Raw genomic sequence first — 20,169 nt, forward strand, 5'->3', positions numbered from 1 at the left:
ATGCTTCTTGTAGTCTTCTTGTCGTTATCAGTGCACCAGCATGCCGGTGAACCAGTAGGCCTGAGCCAGAGTGATCAGGCCGACAATCGTTGCAAAGAATAGGCTGTGCTTGAGGGTGAAGCGGAACAGATCGGATTCCTTGCCCACCAGTCCGGTCGCGGCGCAGGCCACGGCAATCGACTGCGGCGAAATCATTTTGCCGGTCACGCCGCCGCTGGTATTGGCCGCCACCAGCAAGGTGTCGTTGACCCCGATCTGGTGCGCGGTGGTCGCTTGCAGCGAACTGAACAGCGCGTTGGACGAGGTATCGGAACCGGTGAGGAACACGCCAAGCCAACCGAGGAACGGCGAGAAGAACGGGAACGCCGCGCCGGTCGCTGCCAGCACCAAAGCCATGGTCGAAGACATGCCGGAATAGTTGGTCACGAAGGCAAACGCCAGCACCATGCCGATCGACAGAATTGGCCAGCGCAGTTCGTAGAAGGTTTCTTTTAAAGTGGTCAGACCAGTTTTGAAATTGATCTTCAGGATGACCATCGAGATCAGTGCAGAGAAGAAAATCGCTGTGCCGGTGGCGGAGATCGGGTCGAGTTTGAACACCGCCGGGATGGCTGTCGGTGTGGCGACGATCGGCGCAGTCTTGATCACCAGTTGATCCAGGTGCGGGATCGCGAAGTTGAACACCCAGGCGTACATCGAACCACCAGCGGCGAACATGGCCTTGAACGGTTTGAGGGTCCAGATGGTGACCAGTACGGTGAGGATCAGGAACGGTGACCAGGCCTTGAAGATTTCCCCGAGGCTGTAGGGGGATTCGATGGTGGTGCGTTTCTGGCCGAAACCGCCGACGCTGGCGGTGACCGCGACGTTTGAGGTGGCGCCGGCGATCTGTGCACCTGCGGTGCGTTTTGGCTGCCAGACTTTCAGGAACAGAGTCAGCGCGATCAGGCTGGCCAGGGCCGAGGTGATGTCCGGCAGTTCCGGGCCGATGAAGTTCGACGTGAAGTATTGGGTCACGGCAAAGCTCAGGCCGGCAACCAGCGCGGCTGGCCAGGTTTCACGGACGCCGCGCAGGCCGTCCATCATGAACACCAGCCAGAACGGCACGAACAGCGACAGCAGCGGCAGTTGGCGGCCGGTCATGGCGCCAATCTTGAATGCGTCGATGCCGGTGACTTGCCCGGCGACGATGATCGGAATCCCCAAGGCACCGAACGCGACCGGCGCGGTGTTGGCAATCAGGCACAGGCCGGCGGCGTACAGCGGGTTGAAGCCCAGTCCTACCAGCAGCGCGGCGGTAATCGCCACTGGTGCGCCGAAACCGGCTGCACCTTCGAGGAAAGCGCCGAAGCAGAAGCCGATCAGCAGCACCTGCAGACGCTGGTCATCGGTGATCGACAGCACCGAACTGCGGATGACTTCGAACTGACCGCTCTTGACCGTCAGTTTGTAGAGGAACACCGCCGCGACAATGATCCAGGCAATCGGCCACAGACCATAAGCAAATCCGTATCCGGCGGCGGCGAACGCCATATCGACCGGCATCTGGAACGCAAAGATCGCCACAAGAATCGCCAGCGCCAGCGTGATGCTGCCGGCGACATGACCTTTGAGGCGGAACACCGCCAGGGCGAGAAAGAAGAAAACGATGGGGATGACGGCCGCGAGTGCGGACACGCCGAGACTGCCGAGCGGGCTGTAGAGCTGTTGCCAGGTTTGCATATGGGGTGGCCCCTAATTGTTGTTGGTCAGGCACTGTCAGCGTTCTTGGTTAATTGGTAAGACCAATTTACAATCGCTGTTGGCTAGGGTAAAAGCCTTGATGTCGGTGTGTCAATTTGCCGCCCTGAAACTTTCGTCGAATCACCGGTGCAGACTCGATCTGATCCGGTCCGGGGCGTTTCATCTGGCAGGTGTCGGCAACGCGCCGATAGGCCAGAATAGAGAGCCCGGCGAGTGGTCGGGCTCGTGGAGAATTGAGTGATGGGGTTTGATCAGATACGTCAGCGCCGTTTGTCTGACGATATTGTCGAGCGGCTCGAGGGGATGATCCTCGAGGGCACGCTGAAGTCTGGCGAGCGCCTGCCGGCCGAGCGCACATTGGCGGAGCAGTTCGGTGTTTCCCGACCTTCGCTGCGTGAGGCGATCCAGAAACTGGCAGCCAAGGGGTTGCTGGTCAGCAAGCAGGGCGGCGGCAATTACGTGGTGGAAAGTCTGGGCTCGACCTTCAGCGATCCTTTGCTGCAACTGCTGGAAAGCAATCCTGAAGCCCAGCGCGATCTGCTGGAATTTCGCCACACCCTGGAGGCATCGTGCGCTTATTACGCAGCATTGCGTGCCACGGATGTGGATCGCGAGCGACTGACTGTAGCGTTCGAAGAGCTACAGGACTGCTACTCGCGCCATGACGAAGTGAGTCGGGCGGAAGAGGGCGCGGCGGACGCGAAATTCCACCTGGCCATCGCCGAGGCCAGCCACAACGCTGTGTTGCTGCACACCATTCGCGGGCTGTTCGACCTGCTCAAGCGCAACGTGGTGACCAACATCGGCGGCATGTACAAGCAGCGCACGGAAACCCGCGACATGCTGATCACGCAGCATCGGGAACTGTATCAGGCGATTATCGAAGGGCGTGCGGAGCAGGCGCGTGAGGTGTCCAGCCGACACATTCTGTATGTGCAGGAAGTGCTGGAAGAAGTGCGTCAGGAAGTACAGCGCATGGCTCGGGCCGAGCGGCGCAAGGGAATGTAAGCATGACCGTTCCCGTGCCGGGCGCGGGAACGGTCATTCAGGCAGAGAAGTCAGTCTTCCTTGCCCTTGTTGCGCACCGCTCGCTGCAATTCGCGACCGGCATCGCGTTCGCGTTCGGTATCACGCTTGTCGTATTCCTTCTTGCCCTTGCCCAGAGCGATTTCGCACTTGACCATGTGCTTGCTCCAGTACCAGGACAGGCATACGCAGGCGTAACCCTTCTGCTGTACGGCGGCGGCCAGCTTGTCCAGCTCGCGGCGGTTGAGCAGCAGCTTGCGGGTGCGGACCGGGTCGGCGATGACGTGGGTGCTGGCAGTCATCAACGGCGTGATGTGACTGCCGAGCAGCCAGGCTTCGCCGTCCTTGAGCAGGACGTAACTGTCGACCAGTTGCAGCTTGCTTGCCCGCAGACTTTTTACTTCCCAGCCGGCCAGGACCAGACCAGCCTCGAACTTGTGCTCGATGAAGTAATCGTGTCGCGCCTTTTTGTTCTGCGCGATGGTCCCTGTTGGGTGTTTCTTCTGTTTAGCCATAGGGGCGGCATTATATGGAGATAAACGGCTGTCGGCTACGGTGATGCTGCGTGCTTGAGCAGGTTGAGTGAATCCCGGACAATGCGGCCTCTTTTTCTAACGCTTGGGCGTGATAAACGATGTCGACAGACAAGGTTTCTGTCCACGGCAGTTGGGCTAGCCGCTGGGTTTTCATATTCGCCGCGACCGGTTCGGCCGTGGGACTGGGCAGCATCTGGAAATTCCCTACATGGTCGGGGTCTACGGTGGCGGCGCCTTTGTGCTGATGTTTCTGGCCTGTATCGCGCTGATCGGCATCCCGGTGATGCTCGCGGAAACCCTGATCGGCCGACGTGCACGCCAGAGTCCGGCGAATGCCCTGAAGGTGCTGGCGCTCGAAGCCGGACACTCGGGCAAGTGGTCGTGGGGCGCGTTCGCCGGGATGATCACGGCGTTGCTGATCCTGTCTTTCTATAGTGTGGTCGGCGGCTGGTCGCTGGATTACATCATTGATATGGGGCGCGGGGACTTCCAGGGGGCGACGGCCGATCAGGTGGGCGCCTACTTCGGTAATGTCATCGCCGATCCGTGGCGGATCACGCTGTGGCACACGGTGTTCATGCTGCTGTCGGCGGTGGTGATCGCCAAAGGCGTGGTCGCCGGACTTGAGCGCAGCCTGCGGATCATGATGCCACTGCTGTTCGTGATGGTGCTGGTGTTGCTGGGTTACAGCATGACCACCGGGCACTTCATGGAAGGCGTGCATTTCATGTTCGACTTCCACCCGGAGAAAGTTCTCGACGGCTTGCTGCCGGCCATGGGGCACGCGTTCTTCTCCCTGAGCGTTGGCGTGGGCTCGATCATGATCTACGGCGCCTACATGACCAAGGAAGCCTCGCTGTCCGGCACCGTCGTGGGTGTGGCGCTGCTCGATACCTTCGTTTCGCTGGTGGCCGGTCTGGCATTGTTTCCGATTGTATTCGCCGGCGGTTTGAACCCGAGCGAAGGTCCGGGGCTGATGTTCGTCAGTCTGCCATTTGCGTTCGGTAACGTGCTGTTCGGCCAGTTGATGGGCGTGGTGTTCTTCGTTCTGGTGGCGATTGCTGCGTGGAGTTCGGCGATTTCCCTGCTGGAGCCGATGGTCGCCTATCTGGTCGAGCGGACTAAAATCAGTCGTGCGTGGGTGACATTCTGGTTGGCGTTTACCTGCTGGTTTGTCGGCCTGGGCACGGTGTTTTCCTTCAATATCTGGAAGGAAGCGAAATTTTTCGTGAACGAAGGCGGGATGTTCCATCTCTACCAATGGGGTGCCGCAGGCGGTCTGGACTTCTTTGGTGTGATCGACTTCTTCACCTCGCGGATCATGTTGCCGCTCGGCGGGCTGTGCTTTGTGCTGTTTGCCGGTTGGGTGATGGGGCGTGAAGCGGTGCGTGACGAATTGTCGATTCGCAGCCCGGCGCTGTTCGCCCTGTCTCTGTTCTTGATGCGCTATGTGGCGCCCATCGGCATTCTTGTAGTGTTTGCCACCCAGCTCTGGAAGTGACGCTTACATGACGACACATATTCAACGATCAGCGCTGCTGCCTTATCCGGCGCAATTTCTCTATGACCTGGTCAATGACGTGGCGCGTTATCCGGAGTTTCTGCCGTGGTGTTCGTCTGCGGAAGTCCTGGAAAGCTCGCCTGAACACATGCGCGCCAGTGTCGGTGTGGCCAAGGGCGGCCTCAGCCAGCACTTCGTGACGCGTAATACCCTGGTGCCGGGGCAGTCGATCGAGATGAACCTTGAGGAAGGTCCGTTCAATCAATTGCACGGGGTCTGGGTGTTCAAGGCGCTGAACGAGAAGGCCTGCAAGATCAGCCTCGATCTGTCCTTCGACTATGCCGGCCCGCTGGTTCGCGCCACACTCGGGCCGCTGTTCAATCAGGCTGCGAACACTCTGGTGGATGCATTCTGCCAGCGCGCCAAGCAGATGCATGGTTGAGCCGGTGATCGAAATAGAAGTGGTGTATGCGGCGGTTGATCGTCAGGTGTTGCGTACGATCAGCGTGGCAGAAGGTTCGACGGTGCGTGCTGCGCTGTCGGCCAGCGGCATCGATGCCGACTTTCCCGAGCTGGATCTGGCGGGTTGTCCGGTCGGGATTTTCGGCAAAGTGATTGCCGATCCGGATGTGCGGGTTGTTCAGGCGGGGGATCGCCTGGAAATCTACCGACCGCTGCTGGCTGATCCGAAAGAGGTGCGCCGATTGCGGGCTGCCAAGGCTGCCGAGGCTAAAGCCGGAAAACAGTGATTGCGCTGATCTGCAGGCAAAAAAACCCGGAATTTCCGGGTTTTTTTTGCATCGCAAATTATTGCGGCGAGGTGTCCAGCGGCTCTGGTGTCGGAACCGGAACGGTTTCTACACCATCGACGTCCTTCTGGATCTGATCCAGCAAGGAACCTGGCTTGACCGGTTTTTCCGGTTTTGGCTTCTCGGCGTTTTCGGCAGGAGCGGTCACGCTGGTGCCACTGTCCTTGCCGAGAATGGCTTCGTCACGGCTCACGCCCGGCATGAAGTCACCGGACAGGCTGACAAGGCGGTCGTTAGAGTCGAAAATGACACTCATGCGTTCCTGCTGGCGTTCACCGCCACCAGGTTGCAGGCTGTACAGATAATCCCAGCGATCGGCATGGAACGTGTCGACAAGCAGAGGGTTGCCCATGATAAACCGTACTTGCGGCCGGGTCATTCCCGGGCGTAACTGGTCTATCATGTCCTGCGTGACGACATTGCCCTGCTGGATGTCGATTTTGTAAACCCCGGGGAATGAACAACCGGCGAGTGCGAGCAGTCCCACAAAGGTGAAACTGGTTAGCAAGAGCTTGGTGTTTTGCATCGGTGGGCGACTTCCACTATCTTGGCTGGGACAACGTAAACGCCGATCATACCCGCATTAAGAGAAGCTGCGAAGCAGCATCGCGAGAAAGCTGACCATGGTTGAAAATAGCGAACTACGCAAAGCCGGCCTCAAAGTGACCCTGCCACGGGTCAAGATCCTGCAAATGCTCGACTCTACCGAGCAGCGTCACATGAGTGCCGAGGACGTCTACAAGGCGTTGATGGAAGCTGGCGAGGACGTCGGTCTGGCCACGGTTTACCGTGTTCTGACCCAGTTCGAAGCGGCTGGCCTCGTGGTCCGTCACAACTTCGACGGTGGCCACGCGGTATTCGAATTGGCCGACGGTGGCCACCACGACCATATGGTCAACGTGGAAACCGGTGAGGTTGTCGAATTCGTCAGCATCGAAATCGAAAAGCTCCAGAAGGCAATTGCCGAAGAGCACGGTGTCGAGTTGGTGGATCACAACCTGGTGCTGTACGTACGCAAGAAAAAGTAAGCATGTCGCGCGAATTTCAGGTTCGCGAAACGAACGAAGGCGACCCAAGGGTCGCCTTCGTGCTTTCTGTCGTGCTTAAACCTTAGCGGTTACAACCATCTTCTTGGCGTGTGCCAGAGACTCTTTGGTCAGATCGATGCCGCCGAGCATCCGTGCGACTTCTTCTATACGGTCATTTTTGCTCAGCTTCGAGACGGCGGTGTGAGTCGCCTGATCGCCCCGCACCTTGTGCACAAATAAATGCTGATGGCCCTGCGCGGCCACTTGCGGCAAGTGCGTAACGGTCAGGACCTGACCGCGTTCGCCCAGGCGTCGCAGCAACTGGCCGACAATCTCGGCCGTCGGTCCGCCGATGCCCACGTCCACTTCGTCGAATACCAGCGTCGGCACGCGTGAGGTCTGGGCGGTGATGACCTGAATCGCCAGACTGATCCGCGAAAGTTCACCGCCGGAGGCTACTTTGGCCAAGGCCTTTAATGGCTGGCCAGGGTTGGCGCTGACCAGCAGTTCGACCTGTTCGAGGCCGTTGGGCAGGAGTTCGCCGCTGGCGTTGGGCCGCAACTCGATGGTGAAGCGTCCTCCAGGCATGCCGAGGCGTTGAATCTCCTGTTCGACTGCGCTGGCCAGACTGCCCGCAGCCTGATGACGCAGATCGCTCAACTCACGAGCCTTTTCCTGATAATGGCGGGCATACGAAGCAAGCTCTTCGCCCAGGCGCTCGATGGATTCGTCGTTGGCATTCAGGGTTTCGATTTCATCCAGCAGTTTTTGCTGCATCTCCGTGACTTCGGTCGGCTGGATCCGGTGCTTGCGCGCCAGGGTGTAAATGGCATCAAGACGTTCTTCCAGATATTGCAGGCGCGCCGGATCGGCGTCGAAGTTGTCGAGGAAGCGGTTGAGTTCGCCGACAGCCTCTTCGACCTGGATCTGCGCGCTGGTCAGCAGGCTGCTGGCTTCGCCCAGGGCACCGATCGAGTTGTTCACGCTGGACAGGCGATTGAGGCTGGCGGTCAGTGCATTCAGCACATTGCCGGAATCGCTTTCGCTGCATTGCTCGACCACCTGCCGGCAGATGCCCAGCAGGGTTTCGGCGTTGGTCAGGTTCTTGTGTTCCTGCTCAAGGTCTTCCAGTTCGTTCTCGCCGAGACCGAGGTTTTCCAGTTCTTCGAGCTGATAGCTGAGCAGTTGATGACGTGCGCGTTGCTCGTCGCCGGAGTTGGAAAGGCGCTCCAGCTCCTGGCGGGTCTGGCGCCAACGCTGGGCGGCCAGTTGTACCTGTCGGGCCAGATCGGTGGCGCCGGCGTACTCGTCGAGCAGGCGACGGTGGGTATCCGTCTTGAGCAGGGATTGGTGTTCGTGCTGGCTGTGGATGTCGATCAACAGCTCGCCGAGGGCCTTGAGGTCGCCGAGGGGGCAGGGCGTGCCGTTGATATAGCCACGGGAGCGGCCTTCCGAGGTGATGACCCGGCGCAAGATGCACGGGCCGTCGATTTCCAGGTCGCGCTCGGCCAGCCAGACGCTGGCTTCTGGGATATCGGCCAGGTCGAAGGTCGCCAGGATATCGGCCTTGTCGGCGCCCGGGCGCACCACGCCGCTGTCGGCGCGGTCGCCCAGGGTCAGGCCGAGAGCGTCGAGCATGATCGACTTGCCGGCGCCGGTTTCCCCGGTAATCACGCTCATCCCGCGATCGAGTTCGAGATCGAGATGTTCAACGATGGCGTAGTTGTGTACGGACAGGTGCACCAGCATAAAGGCCGCTCCCAGGCTTTAGGTCTGGTTATTTATACAGTGTTTTGTTTCGGCCTGACAATGCCCTCGCTTAGCTCGATTAGCTTGATCCGATCAAATGCTTATCGCGCCCGGGAATGACAATGCAGCACTTTTTTGTAGGGTTAATCATTGTCAGCCCTTGAAGCCTGATTTTGCGGCCCCATATACCGGGGCAGAAGCGCGAATCGAACTCGCGGACGATATTGAAAGGAGAATTCTATGGCTGACGAACAGACAGTAGATACGCAAAATCCAGAAGCCAATCAGGCGCCCGAGGCTTCGGGTGATGACCTGGCGACCCGTGTACAAGTGCTCGAAGAGCAATTGGCCGCCGCGCAGGATCAATCTCTGCGCGTAGCTGCCGATCTGCAGAACGTCCGCCGCCGTGCCGAGCAGGACGTAGAGAAAGCTCACAAATTTGCGCTGGAAAAATTCGCCGGCGACCTGCTGCCGATCGTCGACAGCCTGGAGCGCGGCCTCGAGCTGTCGAGCCCGGACGACGAAAGCATCCGTCCGATGCGCGAAGGTATCGAGCTGACCCTGAAAATGTTCCAGGACACCCTCAAGCGCTATCAGCTTGTAGCTGTCAGCCCGCAGGAAGGTGAGCCGTTCAACGCCGTGGAACATCAGGCAATGGCCATGCAGGAAAGTGCTGACCTGGAACCGAACAGCGTTCTGAAAGTTTTCCAGAAGGGCTACCAGCTCAACGGTCGCCTGCTGCGTCCGGCGATGGTCGTGGTCAGCAAGGCGCCGGCGCCAGTTTCGCCTTCGATTGACGAGAAGGCTTGAAATTAGCCGGAAGGCCCCCATTTAGAAGTCAAGCGTTTAAGTATTACCGCAGTTAGCCACCACTGCTGCGGCAACCAAATCCAAAGTTTCGGGAGAGTGAACATGGGCAAAATTATCGGTATCGACCTGGGGACTACCAACTCCTGCGTCTCCGTGCTGGAAAACGGCGTAGCCAAAGTTATTGAAAACGCCGAAGGCGCGCGTACCACGCCGTCGATCATTGCTTACGCCAACGATGGCGAAATCCTGGTTGGCCAGTCCGCCAAGCGTCAGGCTGTGACCAACCCGCACAACACACTGTTCGCGGTGAAGCGTCTGATCGGCCGCCGCTTCGACGAAGAAGTCGTGCAGAAAGACATCAAGCTGGTGCCTTACAAGATCGTCAAGGCCAACAATGGTGACGCTTGGGTCGAGGCCTCCGGCAAGCAGATGGCTCCGCCGCAAATCAGCGCCGAAGTCCTGAAGAAAATGAAGAAGACCGCCGAAGACTACCTCGGCGAAGCAGTGACCGAAGCGGTGATCACCGTTCCGGCCTACTTCAACGACAGCCAGCGTCAGGCGACTAAAGACGCCGGTCGCATCGCCGGTCTGGACGTAAAACGTATCATCAACGAACCAACCGCAGCTGCTCTGGCTTACGGTATGGACAAAGCCAAGGGCGATCACACCGTGATCGTTTACGACCTGGGTGGTGGTACCTTCGACGTTTCCGTGATCGAAATCGCTGAAGTTGACGGCGAGCACCAGTTCGAAGTGCTGGCCACCAACGGTGACACCTTCCTGGGTGGTGAAGACTTCGACATGCGTCTGATCGACTACCTCGTCGACGAGTTCAAGAAAGAGTCCGGCATGGACCTGAAGAACGATCCTCTGGCCCTGCAGCGTCTGAAAGAAGCCGCCGAGAAAGCCAAGATCGAGCTGTCTTCTTCGCAGTCGACCGACGTCAACCTGCCGTACATCACAGCAGATGCGACCGGTCCTAAGCACCTGAACGTGAAGATCTCCCGTGCCAAGCTCGAGTCGCTGGTTGAAGATCTGGTGAACCGTACCATCGAGCCATGCCGCATCGCTCTGAAAGACGCCGGCATCGACGCCAGCAAAATTGACGATGTGATTCTGGTCGGTGGCCAGACTCGTATGCCTCTGGTGCAGAAGGCAGTTACCGATTTCTTCGGTAAAGAAGCTCGTAAAGACGTGAACCCGGACGAAGCCGTTGCCATGGGTGCTGCCATCCAGGGCGCCGTTCTGGCTGGTGACGTGAAAGACGTTCTGCTGCTCGACGTCAGCCCGCTGACCCTGGGTATCGAAACCATGGGCGGCGTGATGACCGCGCTGATCGAGAAAAACACCACGATTCCTACCAAGAAATCGCAAGTGTTCTCGACTGCCGACGACAACCAGGGCGCCGTGACCATTCACGTCCTGCAAGGTGAGCGCAAGCAAGCCGCACAGAACAAGTCCCTGGGCAAGTTCGACCTGGCCGAGATTCCACCAGCACCACGTGGTGTTCCGCAGATCGAAGTGACCTTCGACATCGACGCCAACGGCATCCTGCATGTCGGCGCGAAAGACAAGGCGACCGGCAAAGAGCAGAAGATCACCATCAAGGCCAACTCCGGTCTGTCGGATGAAGAAATCCAGAAGATGGTGCGCGACGCCGAGCTGAACGCCGAGGAAGACCGCAAGTTCGAAGAGCTGGCCGCTGCCCGTAACCAGGGTGATGCACTGGTTCACTCGACTCGCAAGATGATCGCTGACGCTGGCGACAAAGTGACTGCAGAAGAGAAGACTGCAATCGAAGCCGCTGTGGTTGCCCTGGAAGCCGCCGTCAAAGGCGACGACAAGGCTGCCATCGACGCCAAGGTTGAAGAGCTGTCGAAAGTCTCGGCTCCGGTTGCCCAGAAGATGTACGCCGAACAGGCTCAGCCTGCCGAAGGCGCGGCACCGCACGCAGAGAAAGCTGAAAAAGGCTGACGATGTTGTCGATGCCGAGTTCGAAGAAGTCAAAGACCACAAGTAAGTTGTTGGTCGGCCGGTTGACTGCCTTTGGGCACTGACTGGTAGGATGTCGCCGCGCGGGAGCTTGCTCCCGCGTTGGCGTATCTGGAATACGCGAATTTTTACAGCATGCGACAAGCTTCGCGTGTTGGCGGTATGGCCGGAAATGCTCCTGCTTTTCGCGCCGCAAGTACCGCAAGAATCAAAGACCAGGATCGTTGAATTGACGTGAGTTGGGTCCGGGCCTGTATTGGGGCTCAACGAGTTTGGCGAAGCTCAGGAGGGGTTTGCCGGACGTCCTTAAGAGTGCAAAGACTTATGGCAAAGCGTGACTATTACGAAGTGTTGGGTGTTGAGCGTGGCTCCAGCGACGCAGACCTGAAGAAGGCCTATCGCCGTCTGGCGATGAAGCATCACCCGGACCGTAATCCCGATGACAAAGCATCGGAAGAGCTGTTCAAAGAGGCCAACGAGGCCTACGAAGTATTGTCCGACTCCAGCAAGCGCGCGGCGTACGACCAGTACGGCCATGCCGGCGTGGACCCAAGCATGGGTGGCGGCGGTGCCGGTTTCGGCGGTCAGAACTTCTCCGATATTTTCGGTGATGTCTTCAGTGACTTCTTCGGTGGTGGTCGCGGTGGTTCCCGTGGTGGCGCCCAGCGTGGCAGCGATTTGCGCTACACCCTGGAGCTGAACCTGGAAGAAGCGGTGCGCGGTACCACCGTGAATATCCGCGTTCCGACACTGGTCAACTGCAAACCATGCGATGGTTCGGGCGCCAAGAAAGGTTCGTCGCCATCGACGTGCCCGACCTGCGGCGGCATCGGCCAGGTGCGCATGCAGCAAGGCTTCTTCTCGGTGCAGCAGACCTGCCCGCGCTGCCATGGGCAAGGCAAGATCATTTCCGATCCGTGCGACTCCTGCCACGGTGACGGCCGCGTTGAAGAATACAAAACCCTCTCCGTCAAAGTGCCGGCCGGTGTCGATACCGGTGACCGCATTCGTCTGTCCGGCGAAGGCGAGGCGGGTACTCAGGGTGGCCCGACCGGCGACCTGTATGTGGTGATCAACGTGCGCGAGCACGCGATCTTCCAGCGTGACGGCAAGCATCTGTTCTGCGAAGTGCCGATCAGCTTCGTCGATGCGGCGCTGGGTGGCGAGCTGGAAATCCCGACCCTCGACGGTCGCGTCAAACTGAAGATCCCTGAGGGGACTCAGACCGGCAAGCAGTTCCGCGTACGCGGTAAAGGCGTGGCGCCGGTGCGTGGCGGTGGTGCAGGCGACCTGATGTGTCGTGTGGCGGTCGAGACTCCGGTCAATCTGAACCGTCGTCAGCGTGAATTGCTCGAAGAGTTCCGCAGCTCCCTGGCGGACGACAACAGCCACTCGCCGAAAACCACCGGTTGGTTCGATGGCGTGAAGCGCTTCTTCGGCGATCTTTAAGGAGTCGGCATGCGACGTATAGCTGTGATGGGCGCCGCCGGGCGCATGGGCAAGATTCTGGTCGAGGCCGTGCAGCAGCGCGCGCCGCTGACCGGTTTGACGGCGGCCATCGTTCGCCCTGGCAGTACGCTGATCGGGGTGGATGCCGGTGAGCTGGCTTCGCTCGGTCGAATCGGCGTGCCGTTGTCCGGGAATCTGGAATCGGTGGCGGAAGAGTTCGATGTCTTGATCGACTTCACCCTGCCGGAAGTCATGCTGAAAAACCTGGCCTTCTGCCGCAAGGCCGGCAAGGCGATGGTGATCGGCACGACCGGGCTGGATGCTGCCCAGAAACAGTTGCTGGCCGAAGCGGGCAAGGACATTCCGATCGTGTTCGCGGCCAACTTCAGCGTTGGCGTCAATCTGTCGCTGAAGCTGCTCGACATGGCGGCTCGCGTGCTGGGTGATGATGCGGACATTGAAATCATCGAAGCCCATCACCGTCACAAGATCGATGCGCCGTCGGGTACGGCCCTGCGCATGGGTGAAGTGATCGCCGGTGCACTGGATCGTGATCTGCAGAAGGTCGCGGTCTATGGTCGCGAAGGCCACACCGGTGCGCGTGAGCGTGAAACCATCGGTTTCGCCACTGTTCGAGGTGGTGATGTGGTGGGCGATCACACGGTGCTGTTCGCCTGTGAGGGCGAGCGCCTGGAGATCACCCACAAGGCTTCGAGCCGCATGACGTTTGCCAAGGGTGCCGTGCGTGCAGCGTTGTGGCTGGATGCTCGCGAGCCGGGTCTTTACGACATGCAGGACGTGCTCGACCTGCGTTGAACCTTGTTTGAACCCGGCGCAAACGCCCTGTTTGTGCCGGTTTTGCTCCGCCTGGCGACGCCCTGTCGCATTCTCCGGCCTTTCGGGCTCATTGGCGGTAGACCAAAAATCCCTTTTTCTGTAAGCTACAGCTTTAGTGTGTCCACTAAAAGCGCGCAGAATAATTCAGTGAAGAAGCGGGGTGACGTGTCCATACGTCACTCCGCTTTTTTACAACCTGCGATTGCCCTTTCATGCGTTATTTACGGGAGGTCTTCTTGACTAAGCCAGCCATACTCGCCCTTGCTGATGGCAGCATTTTTCGCGGCGAAGCCATTGGAGCCGACGGTCAGACCGTTGGTGAGGTGGTGTTCAACACCGCAATGACCGGCTATCAGGAAATCCTTACCGATCCTTCCTACGCCCAACAGATCGTTACCCTGACTTACCCGCACATCGGCAACACCGGCACCACGCCGGAAGACGCCGAGTCCAATCGCGTCTGGTCCGCTGGCCTGGTCATCCGTGACCTGCCGCTGGTAGCGAGCAACTGGCGTAACACGATGTCTCTGTCCGACTACCTGAAAGCCAACAACGTTGTGGCAATCGCCGGTATCGACACCCGTCGCCTGACCCGCATCCTGCGTGAAAAAGGCGCACAGAACGGCTGCATCATGGCCGGCGACAACATCTCCGAAGAAGCAGCCATCGCCGCTGCGCAAGGCTTCCCGGGCCTGAAGGGCATGGACCTGGCGAAAGTCGTCAGCACCAAGACCCAATACGAATGGCGCTCCACTGTCTGGGATCTGAAAACCGACAGCCACGCGACCATCGAAGCCTCCGAGCTGCCTTACCACGTGGTTGCCTACGACTACGGCGTCAAGGTCAACATCCTGCGCATGCTGGTCGAGCGCGGTTGCCGTGTGACCGTGGTGCCGGCGCAAACCCCGGCGGCCGACGTGCTGGCCCTGAATCCGGATGGCGTGTTCCTGTCCAACGGCCCTGGCGATCCGGAGCCTTGCGACTACGCGATCAAGGCGATCAAGGAAGTGCTGGAAACCGAAATTCCGGTGTTCGGCATCTGCCTCGGCCACCAGCTGCTGGCCCTGGCCTCCGGCGCCAAGACCCTGAAAATGGGCCACGGCCACCACGGTGCCAACCACCCGGTTCAGGATCTGGACACTGGCGTTGTGATGATCACCAGCCAGAACCACGGTTTTGCGGTTGACGAAGCGACCCTGCCAGCCAACGTCCGCGCGATCCACAAATCGCTGTTCGACGGCACCCTGCAAGGCATCGAACGCACCGACAAGAGCGCGTTCAGCTTCCAGGGTCACCCTGAAGCGAGCCCGGGCCCGAACGATGTGGCCCCCCTGTTTGACCGCTTCATCAACGAGATGGCCAAGCGACGCTAAGCGCTCGCCTTGAGACTGTAGCGAGAAGCCCCTCGAGGGCGGCCCCGGAACCGGCGGCCCCCTCGGGACTTCAGAAATCGATCAAGACGGCTTGCCGACTGACCTGCGGATTTGAGTGACAAACCCATGCCAAAACGTACAGACATTAAAAGCATCCTGATTCTCGGCGCTGGCCCGATCGTTATCGGCCAGGCCTGCGAATTCGACTACTCCGGCGCCCAGGCCTGTAAAGCCCTGCGCGAAGAGGGTTATCGCGTCATCCTGGTGAACTCCAACCCGGCCACCATCATGACCGATCCGGACATGGCCGACGCCACCTACATCGAGCCGATCAAATGGCAGACCGTTGCCAAGATCATCGAAAAAGAGCGTCCGGATGCGGTGCTGCCAACCATGGGCGGCCAGACCGCTCTGAACTGTGCCCTGGACCTGGAGCGCGAAGGCGTTCTGGAGAAGTTCGGCGTAGAGATGATCGGCGCCAACGCCGACACCATCGACAAGGCTGAAGACCGTTCGCGTTTCGACAAAGCGATGAAAGCCATCGGTCTGGAATGCCCGCGTTCCGGTATCGCCCACAGCATGGAAGAAGCCAACGCGGTGCTCGAGCGCCTGGGCTTCCCGTGCATCATCCGTCCGTCCTTCACCATGGGCGGCACCGGTGGCGGTATCGCTTACAACCGTGAAGAGTTCGAAGAAATCTGCGCCCGTGGTCTGGACCTGTCGCCGACCAAGGAACTGCTGATCGACGAATCGCTGATCGGCTGGAAAGAATATGAAATGGAAGTTGTCCGCGACAAAAAGGACAACTGCATCATCGTCTGCTCGATCGAAAACTTCGACCCGATGGGCGTGCACACCGGTGACTCGATCACCGTGGCTCCAGCCCAGACCCTGACCGACAAGGAATACCAGATCCTGCGTAACGCCTCGCTGGCGGTACTGCGCGAGATTGGCGTCGAGACCGGCGGTTCCAACGTTCAGTTCGGTATCTGCCCGAATACCGGCCGTATGGTCGTGATCGAAATGAACCCGCGTGTTTCGCGTTCGTCGGCCCTGGCTTCGAAAGCCACCGGTTTCCCGATTGCCAAGGTCGCGGCCAAACTGGCAGTCGGCTACACCCTCGACGAGCTGTCGAACGACATCACCGGCGGCAAGACCCCGGCGTCTTTCGAGCCGTCCATCGACTACGTCGTGACCAAGCTGCCGCGCTTCGCTTTCGAGAAGTTCGCCAACGCTGACGCTCGCCTGACCACTCAAATGAAGTCGGTTGGTGAAGTCATGGCCATCGGCCGTACCTTCCAGGAATCCCTGCAGAAAGCCCTGCGCGGCCTGGAAGTGGGCGTTTGCGGTCTGGACGAGAAAGTCGACCTGAGCAATCCGGAAAGCATGAGCGTGCTCAAGCGCGAGCTGACTGTGCCGGGCGCCGAGCGTATCTGGTACGTGGCGGACGCTTTCCGTGCCGGCATGACTGTCGAAGAAATTTTCGGCATGAACATGATCGACCCGTGGTTCCTGGTGCAGATCGAAGATCTGATCAAGGACGAAGAGAAGGTCAAGACCCTCGGTCTGTCCGCTATCGACCGCGACCTGATGTTCAAGCTCAAGCGCAAAGGCTTCTCCGACCAGCGTCTGGCCAAGCTGCTGGGCGTCACCGAGAAGAACCTGCGCACTCACCGTCAAAAGCTGGAAGTGTTCCCGGTCTACAAGCGCGTCGATACCTGCGCCGCCGAGTTCGCCACCGACACCGCTTACCTGTACTCGACTTACGAGGAAGAGTGCGAAGCCGCGCCGTCCGGCCGCGACAAGATCATGATTCTGGGTGGCGGTCCGAACCGTATCGGCCAGGGCATCGAGTTCGACTACTGCTGCGTACACGCCGCTCTCGCCCTGCGCGAAGACGGCTATGAAACCATCATGGTCAACTGCAACCCGGAAACCGTTTCCACTGACTACGACACTTCCGACCGTCTGTACTTCGAGCCGGTAACCCTGGAAGACGTGCTGGAAATCTGCCGTGTCGAGAAGCCGAAAGGCGTGATCGTCCAGTACGGCGGCCAGACTCCACTGAAACTGGCTCGTGCCCTCGAGGCGGCCGGCGTGCCGATCATCGGCACCAGCCCCGACGCCATCGACCGTGCCGAAGACCGTGAGCGCTTCCAGCAGATGGTTGAGCGTCTGAACCTGCGTCAGCCGCCAAACGCCACCGTGCGCAGCGAAGACGAAGCCGTTCGCGCTGCCGCGAAGATCGGTTACCCGCTGGTGGTGCGCCCGTCCTACGTATTGGGCGGCCGGGCGATGGAAATCGTCTACAAGGAAGAAGAACTCAAGCGTTACCTGCGTGACGCGGTGCAAGTGTCGAACGACAGCCCGGTGCTGCTCGACCACTTCCTCAACTGCGCCATCGAGATGGACGTGGATGCGGTCTGCGACGGCAAGGACGTAGTGATCGGCGCGATCATGCAGCACATCGAACAGGCGGGCGTTCACTCCGGTGACTCCGCGTGCTCGCTGCCGCCGTACTCGCTGCCGGCGCACATCCAGGACGAGATGCGCGAACAGGTCAAGAAAATGGCCCTGGAGCTGGGCGTGGTCGGCCTGATGAACGTTCAGCTGGCGCTGCAAGGCGAAGACATCTGCGTCATCGAAGTCAACCCGCGTGCTTCCCGTACCGTACCGTTCGTGTCGAAGTGCATCGGTGTTTCCCTGGCCATGATCGCGGCTCGCGTGATGGCTGGAAAAACCCTGAAGGAAATCGGCTTCACCAAGGAAATCATCCCGAACTTCTACAGCGTGAAAGAGGCGGTGTTCCCGTTCGCCAAATTCCCTGGCGTTGACCCGATCCTCGGCCCTGAGATGAAGTCCACCGGTGAAGTGATGGGCGTCGGCGACACCTTCGGCGAAGCGTTTGCAAAAGCCCAGATGGGTGCGAGCGAAGTACTGCCGACCGGCGGTACCGCATTCATCAGCGTACGTGATGACGACAAGCCTCTGGTTGCAGGTGTGGCTCGTGATCTGATCAACTTGGGCTTCGAAGTGGTCGCCACTGCCGGCACTGCCAAGCTGATCGAGGCTGCAGGCCTGAAAGTGCGTCGCGTGAACAAGGTGACCGAGGGTCGTCCGCACGTGGTCGACATGATCAAGAATGACGAAGTCACGCTGATCATCAACACCACCGAAGGTCGTCAGTCGATCGCCGACTCTTACTCCATTCGTCGTAACGCCTTGCAGCACAAGATCTACTGCACCACCACCATTGCTGCTGGCGAAGCCATCTGCGAAGCGCTGAAGTTCGGTCCCGAGAAGACCGTGCGCCGCTTGCAGGATCTACACGCAGGATTGAAGGCATGAATAAATACCCAATGACCGTCCAGGGCGCGAAAGCCCTGGAAGAGGAACACGCTCATCTGACCAAGGTCGTTCGTCCGAAGCTCAGTCAGGACATCGGTACGGCCCGCGAGTTGGGTGACTTGAAGGAAAACGCCGAATACCATGCCGCCCGCGAACAGCAGGGCATGGTCGAGGCGCGGATCCGTGACATCGAAGGTCGCATGCAGAATGCCGTGATCATCGATGTGACGACCATTCCGCACACTGGCAAGGTGATTTTTGGCACTACCGTCGAAATTGCCAACGTCGAGACCGATGAAAGCGTGACTTACCAGATCGTTGGTGAAGACGAGGCGGACATCAAGCTCGGCAAGATTTCGGTCGGCTCGCCGATCGCCCGCGCCTTGATTGCCAAGGAAGAGGGCGACACGGTCGTCGTGAAAACGCCGGGCGGCGATATCGAGTATGAGATTGTCGAAGTCCGTCACATCTGAAACAGGGCGCCCGCTGCATGCGGGCGCCATGCTCTGGCAACTGACCCAGATGTTGTGGGTCGGCGGATTATGGCTGGTGCACCTTGGTCTGCGGCCGGTGCTGGGTCAGATTGGCCTGGCACCGCTGCTGATCGACGAAGTCGCCAGTGCGTTCGAAGTGCCGGTGGTGGGTTTTGCTGCCGTGTGTGTGGTTTTTCAGGCTTTGGTGCTGGTACGGGCCGAAGGCCTTGCCAGTCTATGGCGGGATTTTCGCGGGCAAGTGCTGCTGATGGCGTTGTATGCGAGTGCGATGTATGTCGCAGTGCGTGTCGGCTGGCCGGATGCGCAGCGCTGGCAGGTGTTCAGTTATCTTGTTCTGGGCTTTTCCGGACTGGTACTGGTGTTGCAACCGGTGCCGGGGTGGAGTGGCAGGGTGCGCGAAGCACACCCTTGACCCTTGCCATCACTTGAAGCGATGGACGTTCGACAGCTGCTTGTTGACGCTGAAGTTCTTGCGATAAATCAGTGCCATCTTGCCGATGACCTGAACCAGATCGGCCTTGCCGACCTTGCACAGCTCTGCAACGGACGCCAGGCGCGCCTCGCGATCGAGGATGTTGAGCTTGATCTTGATCAGCTCGTGATCCGCCAATGCGCGTTCGAGTTCGGCTAAAACACCCTCAGTCAAACCGTTGTCAGCTACCGTCAAAACTGGTTTGAGGTGGTGGCCGATGGATTTGTACTGTTTCTTCTGCTCTGGAGTGAGCGGCATAATCTGACCCTTTCGTCTGGATTCTGTAAAATGGCGGCCATTTTACCCGAGGGCTCGTGGATCCGCCCAATTAATCACGACCCTAATCAACGAGGTGCCCAATGGCGCGTTCCAAGACAAGCCTTGGTTGGCTGAAACGACATGTCAACGATCCTTATGTGAAGCAGGCGCAGAAGGATGGCTACCGCTCGCGTGCGAGTTACAAGCTTCTGGAAGTCCAGGAGAAATACAAACTGATCCGTCCAGGCATGAGCGTGGTCGACTTGGGCGCGGCGCCCGGCGGCTGGTCTCAGGTCACCAGCCGGCTGATCGGTGGCCAGGGGCGTCTGATTGCCTCGGACATCCTGGAAATGGACAGCATTCCGGACGTGACCTTCATTCAGGGGGATTTCACTCAGGATGAAGTGCTCGCTCAAATCCTTGAGGCGGTGGGTAATTCACAGGTGGACCTTGTGATTTCCGATATGGCCCCCAATATGAGTGGTACGCCTGCCGTAGATATGCCGAAAGCCATGTTTCTCTGCGAGCTGGCGCTTGACCTGGCCGAGCGGATTCTCAAGCCGGGCGGTAATTTCCTGATCAAGATTTTTCAGGGCGAAGGGTTCGATGTTTACCTGAAGGACGCTCGTCGGAAATTCGACAAGGTCCAGATGATCAAGCCGGACTCTTCCCGCGACAGTTCCCGCGAGCAATACATGCTGGCTTGGGGTTATCGAGGTCGCAGCGAGTAAAACGAGGTTTTTT

17 protein-coding genes and 2 pseudogenes are annotated in these 20,169 nt (G+C 59.2%); 14 read left to right on the forward strand and 5 right to left on the reverse strand.

Annotated features, from left to right (window positions below; genetic code table 11):
- Positions 1–27: 27 nt before the first annotated feature.
- Positions 28–1,722 carry a lactate permease LctP family transporter gene (locus tag R1A29_RS03350; RefSeq protein ID WP_085729534.1) on the reverse strand — a complete coding sequence of 565 codons (1,695 nt, stop codon included), beginning with the start codon at positions 1,720–1,722 and terminating at the stop codon, positions 28–30.
- Between the two features lie 261 nt (positions 1,723–1,983).
- Here R1A29_RS03350 and R1A29_RS03355 point away from each other — a divergent pair, with 261 nt between their 5' ends.
- Entirely contained in the window at positions 1,984–2,751 is a 768-nt protein-coding gene (locus tag R1A29_RS03355; RefSeq protein ID WP_438300662.1) for an FCD domain-containing protein, read from the forward strand.
- Positions 2,752–2,801: 50 nt separating this feature from the next.
- Here the strand turns inward: R1A29_RS03355 and smpB are convergent, their stop codons facing one another.
- Positions 2,802–3,284: an SsrA-binding protein SmpB gene (gene smpB / locus R1A29_RS03360; RefSeq protein ID WP_007953781.1), complete on the reverse strand. Its 483-nt coding sequence runs from the start codon at positions 3,282–3,284 to the stop codon at positions 2,802–2,804.
- A gap of 119 nt (positions 3,285–3,403) precedes the next feature.
- Between smpB and R1A29_RS03365 the strand changes: the two are divergent.
- The 3 genes and pseudogenes from R1A29_RS03365 to R1A29_RS03375 all read left to right on the forward strand — a co-directional run bounded on the left by R1A29_RS03365 (position 3,404) and on the right by R1A29_RS03375 (position 5,555).
- Positions 3,404–4,806 (forward strand): annotated as a pseudogene (locus tag R1A29_RS03365) (sodium-dependent transporter).
- Positions 4,807–4,813: 7 nt separating this feature from the next.
- Complete coding sequence (locus tag R1A29_RS03370) at positions 4,814–5,248, forward strand: type II toxin-antitoxin system RatA family toxin (RefSeq protein WP_003221509.1); 435 nt, start codon at positions 4,814–4,816, stop codon at positions 5,246–5,248.
- Positions 5,241–5,555: an RnfH family protein gene (locus tag R1A29_RS03375; protein WP_085711860.1), complete on the forward strand. Its 315-nt coding sequence runs from the start codon at positions 5,241–5,243 to the stop codon at positions 5,553–5,555. Before R1A29_RS03370 ends, R1A29_RS03375 begins: the two co-directional genes overlap by 8 nt.
- Positions 5,556–5,613: 58 nt before the next feature.
- On the opposite strand, the gene R1A29_RS03380 is transcribed toward R1A29_RS03375, so the two are convergent.
- Positions 5,614–6,141, reverse strand: a complete 528-nt coding sequence (locus tag R1A29_RS03380; RefSeq protein WP_085711859.1) for an outer membrane protein assembly factor BamE — start codon at positions 6,139–6,141, stop codon at positions 5,614–5,616.
- A gap of 97 nt (positions 6,142–6,238) precedes the next feature.
- On the opposite strand from R1A29_RS03380, the gene fur reads away from it, so the two are divergent.
- Positions 6,239–6,643: a ferric iron uptake transcriptional regulator gene (gene fur / locus R1A29_RS03385; protein ID WP_064119476.1), complete on the forward strand. Its 405-nt coding sequence runs from the start codon at positions 6,239–6,241 to the stop codon at positions 6,641–6,643.
- 75 nt (positions 6,644–6,718) lie between these two features.
- Here the strand turns inward: fur and recN are convergent, their stop codons facing one another.
- Entirely contained in the window at positions 6,719–8,392 is a 1,674-nt protein-coding gene (recN, locus tag R1A29_RS03390; RefSeq protein WP_438300663.1) for a DNA repair protein RecN, read from the reverse strand.
- Positions 8,393–8,632: 240 nt separating this feature from the next.
- On the opposite strand from recN, the gene grpE reads away from it, so the two are divergent.
- From grpE to R1A29_RS03430, 8 genes and pseudogenes are all read left to right on the forward strand, one after another.
- On the forward strand, positions 8,633–9,202 hold the full coding sequence (grpE, locus tag R1A29_RS03395) for a nucleotide exchange factor GrpE (RefSeq protein WP_085685597.1): 570 nt from the start codon (positions 8,633–8,635) through the stop codon (positions 9,200–9,202).
- A gap of 102 nt (positions 9,203–9,304) precedes the next feature.
- Positions 9,305–11,222, forward strand: a pseudogene (dnaK, locus tag R1A29_RS03400) (molecular chaperone DnaK).
- 296 nt (positions 11,223–11,518) lie between these two features.
- Positions 11,519–12,643, forward strand: a complete 1,125-nt coding sequence (dnaJ, locus tag R1A29_RS03405) for a molecular chaperone DnaJ (protein WP_249485688.1) — start codon at positions 11,519–11,521, stop codon at positions 12,641–12,643.
- 9 nt (positions 12,644–12,652) lie between these two features.
- Positions 12,653–13,459 (forward strand): 4-hydroxy-tetrahydrodipicolinate reductase, encoded by an 807-nt coding sequence (gene dapB / locus R1A29_RS03410; RefSeq protein WP_085711855.1) that lies wholly within the window; start codon positions 12,653–12,655, stop codon positions 13,457–13,459.
- A gap of 257 nt (positions 13,460–13,716) precedes the next feature.
- Positions 13,717–14,853: a glutamine-hydrolyzing carbamoyl-phosphate synthase small subunit gene (carA, locus tag R1A29_RS03415; RefSeq protein WP_085711854.1), complete on the forward strand. Its 1,137-nt coding sequence runs from the start codon at positions 13,717–13,719 to the stop codon at positions 14,851–14,853.
- A 126-nt stretch (positions 14,854–14,979) separates the two neighbouring features.
- Positions 14,980–18,201 (forward strand): carbamoyl-phosphate synthase large subunit, encoded by a 3,222-nt coding sequence (gene carB, locus R1A29_RS03420; protein WP_438300664.1) that lies wholly within the window; start codon positions 14,980–14,982, stop codon positions 18,199–18,201.
- Positions 18,198–18,674, forward strand: coding sequence for a transcription elongation factor GreA (gene greA / locus R1A29_RS03425; protein WP_085711852.1), 477 nt, complete (start codon positions 18,198–18,200; stop codon positions 18,672–18,674). Before carB ends, greA begins: the two co-directional genes overlap by 4 nt.
- 28 nt (positions 18,675–18,702) lie before the next feature.
- Positions 18,703–19,107 (forward strand): MFS transporter, encoded by a 405-nt coding sequence (locus R1A29_RS03430; RefSeq protein WP_085711851.1) that lies wholly within the window; start codon positions 18,703–18,705, stop codon positions 19,105–19,107.
- Positions 19,108–19,116: 9 nt separating this feature from the next.
- On the opposite strand, the gene R1A29_RS03435 is transcribed toward R1A29_RS03430, so the two are convergent.
- Positions 19,117–19,425, reverse strand: a complete 309-nt coding sequence (locus tag R1A29_RS03435) for a YhbY family RNA-binding protein (RefSeq protein ID WP_011332401.1) — start codon at positions 19,423–19,425, stop codon at positions 19,117–19,119.
- 101 nt (positions 19,426–19,526) lie between these two features.
- Here R1A29_RS03435 and rlmE point away from each other — a divergent pair, with 101 nt between their 5' ends.
- Positions 19,527–20,156: a 23S rRNA (uridine(2552)-2'-O)-methyltransferase RlmE gene (gene rlmE, locus R1A29_RS03440; protein ID WP_085711850.1), complete on the forward strand. Its 630-nt coding sequence runs from the start codon at positions 19,527–19,529 to the stop codon at positions 20,154–20,156.
- Positions 20,157–20,169 lie beyond the last annotated feature (13 nt).

The organism is Pseudomonas sp. NMS19W, assembly GCF_051554255.1.
In the GTDB taxonomy this organism is placed as follows: domain Bacteria; phylum Pseudomonadota; class Gammaproteobacteria; order Pseudomonadales; family Pseudomonadaceae; genus Aquipseudomonas; species Aquipseudomonas kribbensis.